Raw genomic sequence first — 16,680 nt, forward strand, 5'->3', positions numbered from 1 at the left:
GACCGTTGGAATCTCCTCGCCCGTCGTCTCCTGCGCAAGCACGGCAACGGCCGATACGGTTCGTGGATCAAGCGCCTGCGCAGTCTCCAACAACTCTCCAGGACTCACGTTCGGCCAAGATCCAGTTTCATCGAAGAGGGCAACTACGACAGTCCCCCGCTGCCGTCCTTGTTGGTCGCGTTCAAGGACTGAGACGCCGTGACAGCGTGCTTCGACGAAGAAGGCCTGCACATGCTCGAAGGCACGTCAGAACCCGCCTTAGGCGTGTCCTTCTATCCAGGGAATTCGGAAGAAGTGCGCGAGGCGATTCGCGTCGTCGAGCGCTTCGTCCTGTTCAACCATGAACTCTTCCAGTTAGTGGAAGATCTACAACAGTTATGTTGAGTTCAAAATAATGTTGCTTAGAGGGCTCATCACCGCTGAATAAGCAGCTTTGAGCCCTTCGTACGCAACATAACTATTTACATGACATAACTATTTACATGGAGGAAGGAATGAGAGCGTCGGGTATCGTGGTCGCTTTACCGAAATAACGTCTCCGGATCCAGAACGCTACATTTACCAAGCCGATGAGCGCAGGGACTTCGATGAGCGGACCTACAACGCCTACGAATGCCTCTCCAGAGTTCAGGCCGAAGACAGCAACAGCGACGGCGATCGCCAACTCGAAATTATTGCCGGCAGCCGTAAAGGAGAGCGTTGCCGACTGTGCGTAATTAGCGCCCAGCCGCTTGCCCATCCAAAAGCTGACTAGGAACATGATGAGAAAGTAGATGACGAGCGGGATGGCGATCTTCACCACGTCGAGCGGCAGCCGCACGATGAGGTCGCCCTTTAGAGAGAACATGACCAGGATGGTGAAGAGTAGGGCGACGAGCGTGAGAGGACTGATATGGGCAATAAATCGAGTCCGATACCATTCCTCGCCTTTGATCTTGATGAGAGCGAAGCGGGTGAGAAACCCGGCTACAAACGGAACACCTAGGTAGAGTCCAACGCTCCTAGCGATCTGGCCGATACCGATCTGGACAACGCTACCTTCCAGACCAAACCACTTCGGCAGCACCATCAGAAACGCCCATGCATAAAGGCTATAGAAGATCACCTGAAAGACGCTGTTGATGGCCACCAAGCCAGCAACGTAATCCGTGTCGCCCTCCGCGAGTTCATTCCATACCAACACCATCGCAATACAACGGGCGATGCCGATCAGGATGAGTCCACGCATATAGGCCGGTTCGCCGTGCAGGAAGACGATGGCTAGAAGGAACATCAGCACCGGGCCGATGAGCCAGTTTTGCACGAGCGACAGGCCGAGAACGCGCCTGTCGCGGAAAACCTCTCCGAGCTTTTCGTACCGAACCTTCGCCAGCGGCGGAAACATCATGATTATGAGGCCGATGGCGATGGGAATATTCGTCGTGCCGGTCTGAAAGCGATTGACGAAGACAGCCGAGCTCGGAACAAAGTGGCCAATGCCCACGCCGACAGCCATCGCGAGAAATATCCAGAGAGTAAGGAAGCGGTCGAGGAACGACAATTTCTTTCGCTGCGCGGGGGCGCATACACGGCTTTGCGTCACTGGCGCCATGTCTAGCAAACCTCGCAGCCCTGTTCCGCAACAGCAATGGGCAGCGGAGCGCCTTCCAGCGCGGGGTACTTAGACGGAGAGCAGCAAGCCTTTGTCAGACGCGCCTTGTCTGCCTGCATTCCCTTGTCTTCCTTTAGCCAATCGAGGGTCTGCCGGAGAATCTGCGTTGCGCCGATATGCGGTGGCATGACGATGCGGTAGTGCATCCACTTGCCTTCACGGCGCGCTGAGACAATGCCAGCATTCCGCAAATATGCCAAATGGCGAGAGACTTTTGGCTGTGGGCCGCCAAGAATCTCTACGAAATAACAGACACAAACCTCCTGCTCCCCCATGAGGTTGAGCAGTCTGAGGCGGGTGTTATCTCCCAAAGCTTGAAAAAACTGCTGCATATCAAATTGTTGCGCTCGCCTTGCCATAAAGAATGTATATGCCTTGACGAATACGAAAGCAAGGAATAGATTCGCCATGGCGAATATGTTTGGAGGTGGCTACATGGCAGAACAGATTCTTGAGTCCGTTCGATCGAAGTACGGTGCAGTGGCACAGAGCGCCTTATCGAGCAACGATGACGGGGTAAAGGCTGTTGCCGAAGCCTTTGGCTACTCGACAGAAGAGCTGACTTCCATCCCAGCAGAGGCGAACATGGGTCTGTCTTGCGGCAATCCGACGGCGACCGCACACATACGACCCGGTGAGGTAGTGGCCGATCTCGGTTCAGGTGGCGGCTTGGACGTATTCTTGGCGTCGAAGTTGGTGGGACCGGAGGGACGTGCAATTGGCGTCGACATGACTCCGGCGATGATTGAGCGGGCCCGAGCCAATGCGGCAACGGGCGGCTATACCAATGTGGAGTTCTATCTGTCCACTATCGACCGCATTCCGCTCCCTGATGCTTCTGTCGATTGTGTCATCTCGAATTGCGTCCTCAACCTCGCGCCGGATAAGCCTGCAGTCTTCCGCGAAATCGCCCGCGTGCTCAAACCGGGCGGTCGCGTAGCCGTAAGTGACATCGCGCTGAAGGGTGAGCTGCCAGAAGCGATCGCCCGTAGCATGGCGGCTTACGTGGGCTGTATCGCTGGCGCAATCCAGGTCGAAGAGTATCGAAACGGTTTGGCGGCAGCTAGATTCGAGCATGTTGAGATTGTGGATAGCGGAGTGGACCTGAATGCTTATGCCAAAGTTGAAAATCAATCTGGCTGCTGTTCACCGGCGATGGATCAAGAGTCCTGCTGTAAGCCCGTGCCTGACACAGCGGCCTCGCTCCACACTGAATTGACTGATTTGTTGGCAAAGCATGACATCAACGCAGCAGCTGCCAGTGTTAAGGTCTACGCCATCAAACCAAAGCCCGCCGCGTCCACTCCGTGCTGTGAACCCTCTTACTGCGCATAGGAAGATCACGATGCCCCATTACAACGTCTTGTTCTTATGCACCGGCAACTCTGCACGCTCGATCATGGCTGAGGCCATCATGAACCGAAAGGGAGCGGCGAACTTCACCGCTTATAGGGCCGGAAGCCATCCATCAGGAAATGTACGCCCCGTGGCACTTCGGCTGATCGAGGCCGCAGATTTGCGAACCGCCGGCTTGCATAGTAAGTCCTGGGATGAGCTCGCCAGACCCGACGCGCCGAACATGAACTTCGTTTTTACGACATGCGATAACGCTGCAAATGAAGTTTGCCCCATTTGGCCTGGACAGCCAACGACCGCGCATTGGGGTCTGCCTGATCCAGCAGCTGCGATGGGAACGCCCTCGGACGTCGATCGCGCATTCTCGCAAGCCTTCTCCATTTTGGACAGACGCATTACTCTCTTGCTTTCACTCCCACTCGCGAGTTTGGATGCAATGGCGATCAAAAACGAGTTAGACATTATCGGAAAGAAATAACAGGAGACTTCATGGTCAAGGTTATCTTCGCGTGTGTTCATAATGCTGGTCGCTCACAGATGGCAGCAGCATTCTTCAACCAGCTCGCGGACACACAGAAGGCAGAGGCCATCTCAGCCGGAACGGAGCCGGGTGTGCGCGTCCATCCTGAAGTCCAGGCGGTTATGCAGGAGATCGGAATCGACCTGAGTGCTGCCAAACCTCAAAAGCTGACGGAGGGACTGGCGCAAGGAGCACAATTACTCATCACGATGGGATGCGGTGACAAGTGCCCTTATGCGCCTGGCTTGCGACGGGATGATTGGCCTTTGCCAGATCCCAAAGGCCGTCCTTTGGAGGAAGTACGGGCTCTACGAGATGAAATACGGAGCCGGGTAATAGCACTCTTGAATAGTGCTCCCTTTGACAAGGCTTAATTGCGAGGTTTCCCGCCTGCCCGGACGTGAGCCGTCTGGCGGACGTTGCGGAGAAACGAAACTAGATATTGGTGGCGATGCTGGGCAGAGTAATTTGCCCGAGGAGGCCACCATGTTTGAGCAGTTGTTCACGCAATCGGCCACCATTGCCCATCACCACTCTTCACTCTATGCGCCGAATGTCAGCAGTATCTGTCCCCCTTGCTCGCCTTTCTCCGATTCCTATAACCAGTTATGTTACGGTAGGGCGCACGAGCATTCCGCTACGCCATTTCTCAGCAAGCCATGCAAGCGCAAAGAACAAGGCAGCGTTCAGGATTTGAATGGCGGTGAGACCTGTGGGACCGATCAAGCCGTGTAGAAAAAGCATCGTCGACCCGATCAAAACGATGTGTAGGATTGCGCCATCCACGATGATAAAAATGAGTTCCCTGTAAGGCAACCCACGCCTCCCGAAGCACGACCAGGCCACCCAGACCGATGCTGGAAGGAAGAGGATGAGTGCCGTTAGCACGCCTGGATTATAGCCCGCTCTCACAAAGGCTCCGAGATGCGAGAGTGCATTGACGAAGATCACGCCGTAGAGTGACAGCCCGACAATTGGGTGACGACGACTCATTAGGGCAGCGATGGGAGCACCTACCCAAAACAGTGGCAAATTGACCGCTAGAAAAAACGGCGACGGTATGGGGCAAGAGGGAAAAGGTGATAGACCAAGCGTGGAGCACATCGAGTTGGGAAAGGCGTGAAATTGCCCAACCAGATCCACGCCATATTCCTCGACATTGTGGATAAGGTAGATCGCAACCGCAAGCCAGGACAGCCAGACGTGATCTCTCCAGCGTGATCGGCTGAAATCGCTCCGCAACCCATTGGTTGAGAAGAGCAAGACCAGTACAACAACAGCTCCAATAGACCCTATCCAGGGGAAGTTCAAGTCAATCCAACTCCATCTCATATAGCGCTCCAGGACGTGCTAACTCATAGGATAGGTGCGAGGATCTACTGTATCAGTCCTGACAAGTCGGCATGTCGTCAGCAATCGTCAACCTATTTTGCGTGCGGCTTCTATTGATGCGTTTCTTCAGACGATCAGGAGACCTTCTGCCTGTCGGCGATTTGGGTGGCTTCATAGTTCCACGCTGCAATGCATGCTGCAGCAGAGCATAGCTCTGCTGCAGACTTTCGATCTGAATCCATAGGCGTTCCGCTTCATCCTGCACTGCCTTCCGGACTCGCGGAACATAAAGCGTGCAGTCTTCATCCATAAGCGAGTTGAAGATTGTGCCGATGGTCCTCAACGTCATGCCCGCACGAAGAAGTTGTTGGATAGACTCCACGTAACGCACGGATTCCACTGCGTAATGACGGTAGCTATTCTCGCTGCGATTCGCATGCAACAGGCCAAGTTTTTCATAGTGGCGGATAGCTCTAGCGCTGACGCCGGTGGCTTTAGCCAGTTCACCAATCAACATACGTCGATGTTGGCTTGACCTTGACATGTATGTCAATGCCTACACTTTACTTGGCGCAACGGAGCGCTAGAAAGATAGGAGAAGAACATGCCAATCAGAAATCAAGTAATCCCGGGCGCGCTAAGCTGGCGTATCGGCAGCAAGCTGGTGACCACACTCAGTGACGGGTACATCGAGGCAACATTGGAAGGCAATCTCCGCGGAGTCTCCAAATTAGAAGCTGCGGAGCTGCAGCGGAAAGCATTTCGCAGCGAAGACCCACGCTATACCGTCAGCGCCTTTCTGGTCGAGAGCGATGACGAGGCTCCCATTCTCATCGATACAGGAATGGGTCAGTTTGGTGGTGCTGTCGCCGGCCATCTTCTCGAAAGTTTGCGCTTGGCAAAAGTCCAGCCTGACGAGATCGGCACGGTACTGCTCACTCATCTGCATCTTGATCACAGCGGAGGCTTGGTTAATCCTGCCGGTGAGCCTGTGTTTCCTAACGCTCAGCTGCTCGTGCATGAGGCCGAAGTGAAGTTCTGGTTGGCAGAAGATGCCGCGACGAGCCCAGGACAGAACCACCCGGAGTGGGTAGAGCCAACCCGTAATGTAGTCCGTCCTATGGCATCAAGGCTGAAAACCTTCAAAGATGGAGACTCCGTCGCGAATGATCTGACTGCCGTTCATCTTCCAGGACACACCCCGGGGCATTCAGGCTTTGCTCTTCAGATCGAGGCAGAGCGCGTCCTTTTCTGGGGAGATATCGTGCACATGCCGGCCATTCAGATGGCAATGCCGCAAGCGGGTGTAGACGCGGACAGTGACCCCAAACAGGCAGAGTCTACACGGCGCGCAACTCTGGCAAGTGCCGCCGCTAGCAGAACACTCGTGGCAGGAGCACATCTTGAGTTCCCGGCATTCGGCTTTATACAAAGAGCGGGCGATGAATTTCACTTTGTTCCAGAGCTTTGGGTCTCAAGAATATGAGACGTATTGATCAACGGAAAAGCGTTCATCTGGACTGATCGTGGTCTTCTAATCCACGTTTGAGGTATTCCCCAGGATTAGCTCCAACCACTCGCTTGAACGCCTTACTGAACGCAGCATCAGATTCGTAACCCACCGACCGAGCCACGTCTATGAGCTTCTTGTCACGCTGTTCAAGTAGGCGCATCGCCTTCTGCATCCGCCACTCGGTTACATATTCCAGCGGTGTTTGTCCGAGCAGGTCTTTGAAGCGCACTGCGAACGCGGAGCGAGACACGCCCGCTGCTTCGGACAGAGACTCGACTGTCCATGGCGCACCCACGCTATCGTGAAAGGCAGTCAGGGCAGCGCCGATTTGAGGATCGAATACTGCACGAAGCCATCCCTGGTTGCGTTCCGGTTCCGACGCGATGTGCGCCCGGAGTACCTGGATAAATAGAACCTCAGCCAGTCGAGTCGCGACGATTTCAGACCCCGGCACCTGGTCTGCCATCTCTGACGCCAGCGCCTGCATGGTGTTGTGAAGAGCAAACGTGCGTGCCTGATCGCCCCTGATCAGAATGAAGCTCGGCAACAACTGAGTGATCGGTTTTAGACTGGCGCGGTCGAAACTAAGAGACCCACAGACGATGGTCGTCGGTGCGCCGCCACCTCCACAATGAGCGACGTTGCTCTTGGTCTTGGCCGCGATCTCACGGAAACTCCATTTTGGAGATGTTCGACGGCTATCGCGCATGACGATCGAAGTGTCACGGGCCAGCAACATGCAATCACCGCCGGTCAGTGGAATTGCCTCCGGAACGCCTTCGACATTGAGCCAGCAATTGCCGCGCGACAGCATGGCGAAGTGCGCCAAATCTGTCGGTGAACTCTTCTTGCCGGCATTCGGCGCTTTCTCTTCGGTCTCTGCTCCTCCCCCTCTAAGGCCCCACGGGGCGGTGGCTTCAAGCCTGTGCTGACCGAAGGCGGTTACGTGCAATGTTCGGAAAACATCTGTTATCGGATCCAATTAAGCCCTCCGTGTTTGGACGAATAGACAAAAGCTTTGGACTCCTGAGCAGTTCTCGTCCACCCCAAGAGGAATCTACTCCTGTGTATGGAATGTTACACGGCACGCAAAGGAGCAAGTATGGGAAAGCTTGAAGGTAAAGTTGCAGTCATCACGGGCGGATCGAGCGGTTTGGCGCTGGAGAGCGCCAAGCGCTTCGTTGAAGAAGGTGCCTACGTTTTCATCACGGGCCGCAGGCAGGAGGCGCTCGATGAGGCCGTCAAGCTGATCGGTCGGAACGTGACCGGCGTGCGCGGTGACGCGGCGAATCTCGACGACCTCGACCACCTGTTCGATACGGTCCAGAAGCAGAAGGGCAAAATCGACATCCTGTTCGCGAGCGCCGGAAAGGGTGAGGCCGCTGTACTGGGCAAGATTACCGAGCAGCATTTCGACAGAGAGTTCGGCCTGATTGTGCGAGGAACACTGTTCATGGCTCAAAAGGCGCTACCCCTGATTAATGACGGCGGATCGATCATCCTGACCGGGTCGGTCGCGTCGGTGAAAGGCTTCCCTGGTTTCGGCGTGTACGCGGCGAGCAAGGCGGCCTTGCGCTCCTTTGCACGCACGTGGCTGAACGAATTGAAGGGCAGAAAAATCCGGGTGAACGTGCTGAGCCCGGGGCAGGTCGACACACAGGACTCCCAGCGGCTCGACAAGGCAACGAGGGAGATGTTCGAGTCCCTGATCCCCCGCGGAAAGATGGGTCGTCCCGAGGAGATCGCGGCGGCAGCGCTGTTTCTTGCTTCAGACGATTCGAGCTACGTGAATGGAATGGATTTCGCAGTCGACGGCGGCTTCTCGGCCGTCTGAAATTGCGCCGAATCGTCGAACGTGGCTGATCTGGCAGACCCCGGTGAAAGAACTTTATCGCAATGAATATCACACATCAATCAAAGGAGAAACTATGGGAAAGCTTGAAGGAAAAGTTGCAGTCATCACGGGTGGATCGAGCGGTATGGCGCTAGCGAGCGCCAAGCGGTTCGTTGAAGAAGGTGCCTACGTTTTCATCACCGGCCGCAGGCAAGAACAGCTCGATGAGGCCGTCAAGGCAATTGGCCGAAACGTAACCGGCGTGCGCGGTGATGCAGCCAATCTGAACGATCTGGACCGCCTTTTCGATACGGTCAAGCGCGAGAAGGGCAAGATTGACATCTTGTTCGCGAGTGCCGGCAAGGGGGAGCCACTGCCACTGGGCCAGATCACCGAGGAGCACTTCGATGCGGCCTTTGACCTGAATGTGCGCGGCACACTGTTCACGGTTCAGAAGGCGTTGCCGCTGTTCAACTGTGGCGGATCGATCATCATGACCGGGTCCAATGCTTCAGCAAAAGGTTTTCCCGGTTTCGGCGTGTATGCCGCGAGCAAGTTGGCGTTGCGCTCCTTCGCACGTACGTGGGTCAACGAACTGAAGGGCAGACATATCCGGGTAAACCTGCTGGTTCCGGGGGCTGTCACCTCACCGATGCAAGAAGAAGTTCTCACCAAGGAGGCGCGGGAGTTCTTCGAGTCGCTGATTCCGCGGGGAACGATGGGGCAGCCTGATGAGATTGCGACGGTTGCGTTGTTCCTTGCTTCAGACGACTCCAGCTACGTGAACGGGGTGGAATTGTTCGTCGATGGTGGCATGACGGCCGTTTGAGATCGGCGAGACCCGGTGAGTGGATGTCGCTGACGCACTCACCGGGTCTCGATCAACGGGAAGGCAACACCAACAGGTATTGGAGAAAATCATGGTAATAACATATTTATGAAGTGGGAGGGTGAATCGGGACTCTGAAATCCCTCTTTAAGGGTACATGGAACAAAATGTCCGACGCGTTCATCGCGGTAGAATACCGATCCTCTCGTATCCAGATAAATCGCTGTTGCGATCAGCACGCATGGTAGCGCAAATAGTCCGATCAAGAGAGAAGCGCAAAATCGATCCATGCCTATTTTAACGATCTGATAGTGCCTACTGGGAAGGTTCAGATGACTCGTATGGACTAAGGAAGCTGAAACGCCCAATTCATGGACAGCTGCTCGATTAATAATCCTGCGGGCGGCTTTCGACCCGTTCATTCCGACAAAGCCAGATGGCAGCTCAACAGTCTCCTGGTCACCCAAGATAATTCGCTTCTTATTGAGGATGGGGCAGCCAGTTTATGCTAGCTACCCCGTGTTCGTATTGGTAGATCACAATTTAGTGGACTTTATCGGTGGTCGCCACGTACTCGCGTTCATTACCTAGTTCGTTTTTGGCAGCCGGTGCTTCTGCGGAGGACGCAATATCTTCGGCACCGGTTTCATTCAGAATGTCCTTTGCTCTCTTGATTTCGTCTGAGGTATCGCAGTGCACAGAAAGGAGGATGCCACCGTCCTTAACGCGGCCTTCGTACAGTTTGGCTTCGTATTCAGGGATGCCCATACCGACTAGAGCTCCGACCAGGCCGCCAACTGCACCACCAACACCCAGGCCTGCTAGCGCGCCCATGATTGGTCCAGCTGCGACCAGGGGCCCGATACCGGGAATTGCGAGAGCGCCGATACCGGCAAGAAGGCCTAGAGTGCCACCAACAACGCCGCCCGTCGTTACCCCGACTGCGGTGCCTTCAGGAGCCTTAGTGGCTTTTTCGTGCGCGAAGTCTCTGGTGGAGTCGACGTCGGACATGAGTACGGAAACGTCTTCGTTAGGGAAGCCACTCGCCACCAATCGATCAACTGCCGACTCTGCTGTGATGGTGTTGGGGTAAATGCCAAATACAGCTGTCATTTTGCCTGTCATTTTAGTTCTCCTTCATCTCTGTCTGATCGTTCGTTGGGGAAACGGAAAAGTCTCGGAGACCTACTACTTGACCGTGATGTCGTTGGTAATCCTGTCGGCCCCACCGGCGGCTTTCGCAGCCAGATCGGCGACAGTCTGTTTCTCGGAGTCCGATTTCACGGGGCCCTTAAGAGTCACCATGCCATTGAGGGTAATGATCTTGACGTTATGCGCATAGGTGGAGAGCGACTTCTCGGCAATGATCGCTTTTCTGATCTGAGCGGTCACTTGTAGATCCGCCGAAGCATTCGTCTGTTTGTCGGCCGTTATGTCGTGTTTCTTGTTTTTCGCCGAATTATCCGGGGCCGTGCTCGGAGTGGATTGGTCTTGTCCATATCCTGGGAATGAGATCACACAGAGACTGGCGAGTGCCAGTGTGCTGTAGAGCGTAAAGAGCCTGGGCGTTATGCTTATGGTTTTCATATTCCATCTCTTTCCAGTTCGCGTTCAACGTTAAGTGGCGCGCCATATCAAAATGCGCAATGCCGAGAACTCTCTAGCCTTTCGCTTCTGCGACCCCGATGAGCTCTTCCTTGTAAGGAGCGGAGCTTGTCGGCTTTCCCGCGTCTTGCTTGCCACGGTCCTCTCCGCGGACTACGCCATTGATGTCATCAACTGACAGCCCAGGCCCGCCGTGCAGTTGGGATTCAACCGGATGCAGGCCGAAACTCGTTTGCCAAGGTCCGTGCATGTCGATGTCACCCTCGCTGCCAGTCCCAGTTGAACCGTTGAAATATTCGTCGACAATGCCGGGGGTGGGCCGAAGCCGACCGACCGAGAAGGGGTTCTTTTCCAAGCTTTCAAGGGCAGCCGAGAACGCCTTCATATGCGTGATCTCTCGTGTCATTAAAAACTGCAAGGTGTCGATCGAACCTGGATCGTCTGTATGTTCGATGAGCCGCTCGTAGACAATCTTGGCGCGTGCCTCTGCGGCAATGTTGCTCCGAAGGTCGACATCCATTTCTCCTGTGACCTTCAAGTAGTCCGCCGTCCACGCGTTCCCCATGGAATCGAAAAGTGCCACTCCTCCGCCGCCTGCGATCGCCACGAGGGGATCTGCTTCTGCGGCCTCACTGTCTGTCTTCAAGCCTTTCAAGTGCATACGAATGAGTGCACCGACGACCTCAAGATGACTGAGTTCTTCGGTGCCAATATCCATGAGCAAATCACGCCTCGCAATGTCGTTCACACAGTTCCAGCCTTGGATGGTGTATTGCATTGCTGCCGCTAGTTCGCCATTCGCGCCACCGAATTGTTCAAGCAGCATGTTTCCAAATCGAATGTTAGGGGTGTCTACTTTGACCGTATACATCAACTTCTTAACGTGGTGATACATTTCGGGAACCTCTTCCGAATCAATTTCTTTCTGCTGGCTGTGATGCGCGCGAGATAGGCGGCAACCCCCCGGCAGTGATCAATTAAGCTCTGGTATTTGGCAAATAGTTTTTAGCACTTACAAAGGGTTTTCAGCTCATTAACATTTCCCAATTGCTCACGTTCGAGATCGGGCATAGTTTTTCGGCTCTGCACTTACAGCAACTTTTTTGGGAAGCCGGGTCCTCGTAAGAGGAATTGAGGAGATACGCAATTCTTAAGAAAATGAGGAAGCAGACTAGCATTGTGGGAGCGTCTGCGCTGGCTCTTTGCGCCCACAAATTGATGAGTGTGGTTTAAAAAACAACAATGAGGCAGCGCCGAATTGTTCAAAAACACGAAGATGTATCAAGCACCTACTGCGTAGACTCTAGAACGCACCAGCTTCTAAGAGTCGTATATCGAGGGAGGCACCCCCGGAGGCGCCTGCTCCAACCGCCTCTAGAAATTCCTCGATAGTGAGCCGCTGATTGTTATCGTGGATCCGGATTAAGTATCGATGACCACTCGTATCCAAATCCTGAAGCTCCCGGTTTTCAGGCGTTTCCCGCACAACCTAGCAGGAACGGAGGCTCGATCCTGTCCAATCAAAAATACAGACGATCCTGAGCGAAACTGTCGATGCGAGGGAAGCTGCCGAGATTCAATCGATCGTTGTTGAAGCGGGATTTCTATCGTCGCCCAGATATTCGATCACTGGATCAATTCAGAACGTACGGGAATGAGCCGACCGATTTTGGCATCCGCATTGACTTCCCTGGGGAGGAGGCTGATCGCCGAAGTGAAATTGATACTGGGGTAAGATCCAGGCAGACGCGGACGCCACTGACTAGCCATCCGAAGCTCGATTCAGTGCAAGATTGCACGTTCTGATCGCGAACAAGATTTACGATGGATTGTGCAATTGCCAGTCTCCGCACCTTTACTTCCGATGCTTGCTAAGCTAGTTGGCTCAATCCCGGCTGGCGATGGCTGGATCTTCGAACCGAAGTGGGATGGATTTCGCACCATTGTCTTTCGGGATCGCGAAGAGATCCTCATCCAGAGTCGTGATGGGAAATCGTTGAATCGCTATTTCCCTGAACTAGTCGACACGCTTCTTCGTGGCCTGCCAGAACAGTGTGTCCTCGATGGTGAAGTGGTCATCGCATCCGATCGTGGACTTGACTTTGATTCGCTTCAACTACGCATTCACCCTGCAGCATCGCGGATCAAGCTACTAGCGAAACAGACTCCCGCGTCGGTTGTGTTCTTTGACCTTCTCTGTGCAGGAGAGGACGATCTGCGCGAACAACCCTTCGAAGAGCGGCGCAAGCGCCTCGAGTCTTTGCTCAAGCCGGCGGCCCCTTCCATCTACATCACGCCTATGACGCAAGATCCCTCCATTGCATTGGATTGGTTCAGCCGATTTGAGGGCGCTGGTCTTGATGGAGTGATGGCCAAGCCGATTGGCGGAGTATACCAACCAGACAAGCGGGTCATGCTCAAGCTCAAACATGAGCGAGACTGTGATTGCGTCGTTGCCGGTTTTCGTTGGCACAAAAATGGCCTGGGTACAGCTATTGGATCGCTGCTCCTCGGACTTTACGATGAAGCTGGAGAGTTGCAGCATGTAGGGGTATGCGCCAGCTTCACGATGGATAAGCGGAAAGAATTGGTTTCTTATCTTGCGCCTTATCGTGACGATGCACTTGCGGATCATCCGTGGGCCAATTGGGCTTCTTCGCAAGCCGCTGGGGCAGGAAAGCGTATGCCTGGCGCCCAGAGCCGTTGGAGCCAGGGGAAGGAGCTGTCCTGGGAGCCGCTTCGCATAGAGCTGGTTTCAGAGGTTGTGTACGAGCACATGCAAGGGGATCGCTTTCGCCACATGGCGCTGTTTCGAAGATGGCGTTCTGACAAAAGACCTATGGATTGCACTTACGCACAACTCGAGGTTGCTCCGCCACAGGAACTGATGGAGATATTTCCGCACGGCGGATAAGCTTGTTTAGTTTCCTGCGATGCGTTCGACTACTTACTTGGTCCTCCCGCGTTGGATCATCATCGGGGTAAGGTGTTCCTTGCGGTGGGCGCAGCTCTTCCGGCACATGCCGCAGGTTTATCCGAATGCGATACCAAATAGTCGATCGTCCTCGCATGCGGTCCACAAGCACATCATCGACGGCAAGCAATGCCGCGGCTTTAGGGTGCTGAGTTTTCCATCGTTCCAATCCGTGCAAAGCAGCTTCTTCCTTTGGAGAGTTCGCAACTACGATCAACGGCATCTTTGAGCGCGTGATTTTAGCCGAGGATTTCTTCGCAGCCGATTTTGCTCGGGAGGTAGAAACGCGTGGCCCCTCTCCCTCCATCTTGCGAAAGTGCGGAGGCCAAGGGGCATCTCCCAGACCTTGAGCCTCGTCACGCGCCGCCAATTCGAGCAGCTGGTCGAGAGAACCCTTTGCGCTGTCCATCCCGGCATGCGGGTCGCCCATCTCGGCGAATCGTTGCGGCATGGTGAGTACGGTAAAGTCACCCGGTTCGCAGTCGGGGACCTCATCCCATTTGAGCGGAGCGGAGACACGCGCGTCAGGCAGAGGCCGCACGGAGTACGCGGAGGCTGTGGTGCGGTCCTTCGCGTTTTGGTTGTAGTCGAGGAAAATACCGTGGCGCTCTTCTTTCCACCATTTCGAACTAGCTAAGGTAGGCACTCGGCGCTCAACCTCGCGTGATAGAGCTATCGCGGCGCGGCGAACCTCGGTGAAGCTCCAGCGTTGCTCTATGCGGACGTTGATGTGTATTCCTCGCGAGCCGCTCGTCTTAGGCCATCCGACAAGCCCGAGCCCATCAAGCACCGATTTCACCTCCATCGCAACAAGACGTACATCGTTCCATCCCACACCTGGACCTGGGTCCAAATCGACACGCAGCTCATCGGGATGATCAAGATCGCCCAAGCGAATGGCGTGAGGATGCAGTTCGATGCATCCGAGATTTACGATCCAGGCTAGGCCGGCGGTATCGTCTACAACGACTTCTTCTGCCGTTCGCCCAGAAGGAAAAGAAAGGGTAACGGTCCGCAGCCATCGGGATGATCGGTTGGCGCACGTTTCTGATAGAAAGGCTCTGCCTCAGCCCCATTGACGAATCGCTTAAGAACGATGGGCCGGTCCCGGATGCCGGCCAGAGCTCCGCTCGCTACAGTGAGAAAATAGCGGACGAGGTCCAGCTTGGACAGGGTTGTTTTTTTTGAAAAATAAAGCTTTTCGGGATGACTGATACGGATCTCTCGGCCCTCGATCTGGAGACTCTCGGCTTCGTCGCTTTTTTTCACGGAACCAGCTTACATCGTGCGTCCCGTGTGAGGTAGTCATTAACCGGACGAATTTAGTGGGAGGATGGTCTCATGGAAACAGCACATCGAGATTGCGTCAGCATCTAATGTTCTGAATTGAAGACCAGCAGCAAGTTGCGTGAAGGATAGAACCGCCATGAAAATAGCGAGTTGGAATGTCAATTCGATCCGCGCGCGACTTGAGCCGGTAACGAAATGGCTGGAAAAGTCAAAGCCGGATATCCTGCTGCTGCAGGAGCTCAAAGGTTCTGAGTTCCCGGTCGATTATTTCAAGACGCTGGGATACGAGAGCTCTGCTGTCACGCAGAAGTCATACAACGGTGTTGCGATCCTCTCTCGGCATCCGATTGAAACGATCAGCACGACGCTCAATGGCGATGAGACAGACAGCCACGCTCGATTCCTCGACACTCTCATTGATGGAATTCGGGTCATCAATATCTATCTCCCTAATGGCAATCCGGTCGGAACTGCCAAGTTCGACTACAAGCTCGCCTGGATGGACCGACTTTCATTTCTCTTAGCCGATTTAATTAAGAAGGACGAGCCTGGGCTCATCGGTGGCGACTTCAATGTCATTCCCGAAGACGTTGATTGCCACAAGCCTTCCTCATGGGTTTACGACGCTATATTTCAGCCTGAGTCACGATCGAGGTATCGTGCCTATCTGGCGATGGGATACACCGATGCCTTCCGCTCGCTGCATCCGGAGGAGAGCGGTAAGTTCACGTACTGGGATTACTTCCGAAAGGCTTTTGAATATAACCGCGGAGCTCGCATCGATCATTTTCTCCTTTCGCCAAAGATCGCAAGCAGGCTCAGATCTTGCGAAATTGATACCGGTCCTCGAGCTGAAGAAAAGCCATCAGACCATACGCCCATCGTCATCGAGCTAAGCTAGTCGTGCTGCGGTCATCCTCATCACGATAGATTTCATTCGCAAGGACCTGAAGTTGGAGTGCGTTGGAATAGGCGTGGCCGGCGGCGGTATTATCGAAGATGATCCACGTCCTTTTATGCGGTTCAATCTTCGATCCCAGTGAATTTAGAAACGCCGCGTCGTAGCTCGAATAGTACATGTGGGGTGAACCGTGCAACCGATAATAAGCGAGGCCCTCGTCGCCGCCACACGCACTCGCTTTTGGTCCCCCCTTAGGAGGATCGGCAGCTACTCGTGTGATTTTGTATTTCACTAGCAGATCATCGACTGCATCGTTAAACCAGCTCGGATGGCGTGGCTCCAGAACGATGTCGGCCGAGTACATATTTCGTACCGCAATCAGGAAGTCTGTCACCATACTCTTATCGAACGCAAGAGATGGCGGAAGTTGGAAGAGGACTGGTCCTCTCTTTTCTCCGAGTGGTTCGATCTGGGTGAAGAAAGCTTGCATCAGGGGCTCGACGTCGCGAAGTTTTGCATCGTGCGTGATCGTCTTGGGAGCCTTGATCGAGAAGCGGAAGTCTGCCGGGGTTTCTTTTGCCCACCTGTCCCACGTAGTTGCTCGGTGGACTCGATAGAAGGTTGAGTTAATCTCAACGCACGGGAGCATCCGAGAGTAGCGTTGTAAATGGCTGCCAAGCCGGTGCGACCATTCCGGTTGGAATTGCTGTGGCATGGACCAACCGGCAGTGCCAATACGGAACATGTTGATTGGATGCATGAAACTGCTTTGATCGTCATGAACAATACTTCAAACGCTGTCTGCTAATGTGGTTTCGCCACCGGCGGCGGATCTGTTCAATCGCGCCATTTTCGCAAAAGCGTCTTGCTCGATT

At 54.4% G+C, this 16,680-nt stretch carries 18 protein-coding genes and 1 pseudogene; 9 read left to right on the plus strand and 10 right to left on the minus strand.

The genetic code is table 11. The features are described 5' to 3' along the window. The first annotated feature begins 198 nt into the window (after positions 1-198). Complete coding sequence (locus OHL19_RS20875) at positions 199-384, plus strand: hypothetical protein (RefSeq protein ID WP_263359779.1); 186 nt, start codon at positions 199-201, stop codon at positions 382-384. A 94-nt stretch (positions 385-478) separates the two neighbouring features. On the opposite strand, the gene arsB is transcribed toward OHL19_RS20875, so the two are convergent. Together arsB and OHL19_RS20885 are read right to left on the minus strand one after the other, a co-directional pair. Further along, a complete protein-coding gene (arsB, locus tag OHL19_RS20880; protein WP_263359780.1) occupies positions 479-1,591 on the minus strand; it encodes an ACR3 family arsenite efflux transporter in 1,113 nt (370 codons plus the stop codon). Positions 1,592-1,593: 2 nt separating this feature from the next. Then, the gene (locus tag OHL19_RS20885) at positions 1,594-2,061 is read right to left on the minus strand and encodes an ArsR/SmtB family transcription factor (RefSeq protein ID WP_263359781.1); all 468 of its coding nucleotides are present in this window, start codon (positions 2,059-2,061) and stop codon (positions 1,594-1,596) included. Positions 2,062-2,086: 25 nt separating this feature from the next. On the opposite strand from OHL19_RS20885, the gene arsM reads away from it, so the two are divergent. From arsM to OHL19_RS20900, 3 genes are read left to right on the plus strand one after another with little or no spacing between them, the layout of a single operon-like run. After that, positions 2,087-2,986, plus strand: a complete 900-nt coding sequence (gene arsM / locus OHL19_RS20890; protein WP_263359782.1) for an arsenite methyltransferase — start codon at positions 2,087-2,089, stop codon at positions 2,984-2,986. 10 nt (positions 2,987-2,996) lie between these two features. Beyond that, a complete protein-coding gene (locus tag OHL19_RS20895) occupies positions 2,997-3,485 on the plus strand; it encodes an arsenate reductase ArsC (protein ID WP_263359783.1) in 489 nt (162 codons plus the stop codon). Positions 3,486-3,496: 11 nt separating this feature from the next. After that, positions 3,497-3,901, plus strand: a complete 405-nt coding sequence (locus OHL19_RS20900; RefSeq protein WP_263359784.1) for an arsenate reductase ArsC — start codon at positions 3,497-3,499, stop codon at positions 3,899-3,901. 232 nt (positions 3,902-4,133) lie between these two features. On the opposite strand, the gene OHL19_RS20905 is transcribed toward OHL19_RS20900, so the two are convergent. Next, positions 4,134-4,859, minus strand: a complete 726-nt coding sequence (locus tag OHL19_RS20905) for an HXXEE domain-containing protein (RefSeq protein ID WP_263359785.1) — start codon at positions 4,857-4,859, stop codon at positions 4,134-4,136. Between the two features lie 52 nt (positions 4,860-4,911). Beyond that, positions 4,912-5,403 carry a MerR family transcriptional regulator gene (locus OHL19_RS20910; protein WP_263359786.1) on the minus strand — a complete coding sequence of 164 codons (492 nt, stop codon included), beginning with the start codon at positions 5,401-5,403 and terminating at the stop codon, positions 4,912-4,914. 60 nt (positions 5,404-5,463) lie between these two features. Between OHL19_RS20910 and OHL19_RS20915 the strand changes: the two genes are divergently transcribed. Then, complete coding sequence (locus tag OHL19_RS20915) at positions 5,464-6,345, plus strand: MBL fold metallo-hydrolase (protein ID WP_263359787.1); 882 nt, start codon at positions 5,464-5,466, stop codon at positions 6,343-6,345. A gap of 25 nt (positions 6,346-6,370) precedes the next feature. Here OHL19_RS20915 and OHL19_RS20920 read toward each other — a convergent pair whose 3' ends face one another. Continuing rightward, positions 6,371-7,354, minus strand: coding sequence for an AraC family transcriptional regulator (locus tag OHL19_RS20920; RefSeq protein ID WP_263359788.1), 984 nt, complete (start codon positions 7,352-7,354; stop codon positions 6,371-6,373). Between the two features lie 120 nt (positions 7,355-7,474). On the opposite strand from OHL19_RS20920, the gene OHL19_RS20925 reads away from it, so the two are divergent. Together OHL19_RS20925 and OHL19_RS20930 are read left to right on the plus strand one after the other, a co-directional pair. Continuing rightward, a complete protein-coding gene (locus OHL19_RS20925) occupies positions 7,475-8,206 on the plus strand; it encodes an SDR family NAD(P)-dependent oxidoreductase (protein ID WP_263359789.1) in 732 nt (243 codons plus the stop codon). Between the two features lie 94 nt (positions 8,207-8,300). Beyond that, positions 8,301-9,035 (plus strand): SDR family NAD(P)-dependent oxidoreductase, encoded by a 735-nt coding sequence (locus tag OHL19_RS20930; RefSeq protein WP_263359790.1) that lies wholly within the window; start codon positions 8,301-8,303, stop codon positions 9,033-9,035. 543 nt (positions 9,036-9,578) lie between these two features. Here the strand turns inward: OHL19_RS20930 and OHL19_RS20935 are convergent. The 3 genes from OHL19_RS20935 to OHL19_RS20945 all read right to left on the minus strand — a co-directional run bounded on the left by OHL19_RS20935 (position 9,579) and on the right by OHL19_RS20945 (position 11,535). After that, positions 9,579-10,160: a general stress protein gene (locus tag OHL19_RS20935; RefSeq protein ID WP_263359791.1), complete on the minus strand. Its 582-nt coding sequence runs from the start codon at positions 10,158-10,160 to the stop codon at positions 9,579-9,581. Positions 10,161-10,223: 63 nt separating this feature from the next. After that, on the minus strand, positions 10,224-10,622 hold the full coding sequence (locus OHL19_RS20940; RefSeq protein WP_263359792.1) for a BON domain-containing protein: 399 nt from the start codon (positions 10,620-10,622) through the stop codon (positions 10,224-10,226). Between the two features lie 73 nt (positions 10,623-10,695). Beyond that, on the minus strand, positions 10,696-11,535 hold the full coding sequence (locus OHL19_RS20945; RefSeq protein WP_263359793.1) for a manganese catalase family protein: 840 nt from the start codon (positions 11,533-11,535) through the stop codon (positions 10,696-10,698). A gap of 936 nt (positions 11,536-12,471) precedes the next feature. On the opposite strand from OHL19_RS20945, the gene OHL19_RS20950 reads away from it, so the two are divergent. Beyond that, positions 12,472-13,554 carry an ATP-dependent DNA ligase gene (locus OHL19_RS20950; protein ID WP_263359794.1) on the plus strand — a complete coding sequence of 361 codons (1,083 nt, stop codon included), beginning with the start codon at positions 12,472-12,474 and terminating at the stop codon, positions 13,552-13,554. Here OHL19_RS20950 and OHL19_RS20955 read toward each other — a convergent pair. Then, positions 13,478-14,883 (minus strand): annotated as a pseudogene (locus OHL19_RS20955) (DNA polymerase domain-containing protein). The gene OHL19_RS20950 and the pseudogene OHL19_RS20955 sit on opposite strands and share 77 nt — an antisense overlap. A 157-nt stretch (positions 14,884-15,040) precedes the next feature. Between OHL19_RS20955 and xth the strand changes: the two are divergent. Continuing rightward, positions 15,041-15,805, plus strand: coding sequence for an exodeoxyribonuclease III (gene xth / locus OHL19_RS20965; protein WP_263359797.1), 765 nt, complete (start codon positions 15,041-15,043; stop codon positions 15,803-15,805). Here xth and OHL19_RS20970 read toward each other — a convergent pair. Then, complete coding sequence (locus OHL19_RS20970; protein WP_263359798.1) at positions 15,789-16,520, minus strand: DUF72 domain-containing protein; 732 nt, start codon at positions 16,518-16,520, stop codon at positions 15,789-15,791. The two genes, xth and OHL19_RS20970, sit on opposite strands and share 17 nt — an antisense overlap. Between the last annotated feature and the right edge of the window lie 160 nt (positions 16,521-16,680).

Origin of the sequence: Acidicapsa ligni, assembly GCF_025685655.1 — a bacterium.
GTDB classification, from domain to species: Bacteria; Acidobacteriota; Terriglobia; order Terriglobales; family Acidobacteriaceae; genus Acidicapsa; species Acidicapsa ligni.

Bases quoted from the DNA above. Each gene is read 5' to 3' on its own strand.
- OHL19_RS20925 (WP_263359789.1), top strand. From the start codon at position 7,475: ATGGGAAAGCTTGAAGGTAAAGTTGCAGTCATCACGGGCGGATCGAGC.
- xth (WP_263359797.1), top strand. From the start codon at position 15,041: ATGAAAATAGCGAGTTGGAATGTCAATTCGATCCGCGCGCGACTTGAG.
- OHL19_RS20905 (WP_263359785.1), bottom strand. From the start codon at position 4,859: ATGAGATGGAGTTGGATTGACTTGAACTTCCCCTGGATAGGGTCTATT.
- arsB (WP_263359780.1), bottom strand. From the start codon at position 1,591: ATGGCGCCAGTGACGCAAAGCCGTGTATGCGCCCCCGCGCAGCGAAAG.
- OHL19_RS20910 (WP_263359786.1), bottom strand. From the start codon at position 5,403: ATGTCAAGGTCAAGCCAACATCGACGTATGTTGATTGGTGAACTGGCT.
- OHL19_RS20930 (WP_263359790.1), top strand. From the start codon at position 8,301: ATGGGAAAGCTTGAAGGAAAAGTTGCAGTCATCACGGGTGGATCGAGC.
- OHL19_RS20915 (WP_263359787.1), top strand. From the start codon at position 5,464: ATGCCAATCAGAAATCAAGTAATCCCGGGCGCGCTAAGCTGGCGTATC.
- OHL19_RS20940 (WP_263359792.1), bottom strand. From the start codon at position 10,622: ATGAAAACCATAAGCATAACGCCCAGGCTCTTTACGCTCTACAGCACA.
- arsM (WP_263359782.1), top strand. From the start codon at position 2,087: ATGGCAGAACAGATTCTTGAGTCCGTTCGATCGAAGTACGGTGCAGTG.
- OHL19_RS20970 (WP_263359798.1), bottom strand. From the start codon at position 16,520: ATGCCACAGCAATTCCAACCGGAATGGTCGCACCGGCTTGGCAGCCAT.
- OHL19_RS20935 (WP_263359791.1), bottom strand. From the start codon at position 10,160: ATGACAGGCAAAATGACAGCTGTATTTGGCATTTACCCCAACACCATC.
- OHL19_RS20885 (WP_263359781.1), bottom strand. From the start codon at position 2,061: ATGGCGAATCTATTCCTTGCTTTCGTATTCGTCAAGGCATATACATTC.
- OHL19_RS20895 (WP_263359783.1), top strand. From the start codon at position 2,997: ATGCCCCATTACAACGTCTTGTTCTTATGCACCGGCAACTCTGCACGC.
- OHL19_RS20900 (WP_263359784.1), top strand. From the start codon at position 3,497: ATGGTCAAGGTTATCTTCGCGTGTGTTCATAATGCTGGTCGCTCACAG.
- OHL19_RS20945 (WP_263359793.1), bottom strand. From the start codon at position 11,535: ATGTATCACCACGTTAAGAAGTTGATGTATACGGTCAAAGTAGACACC.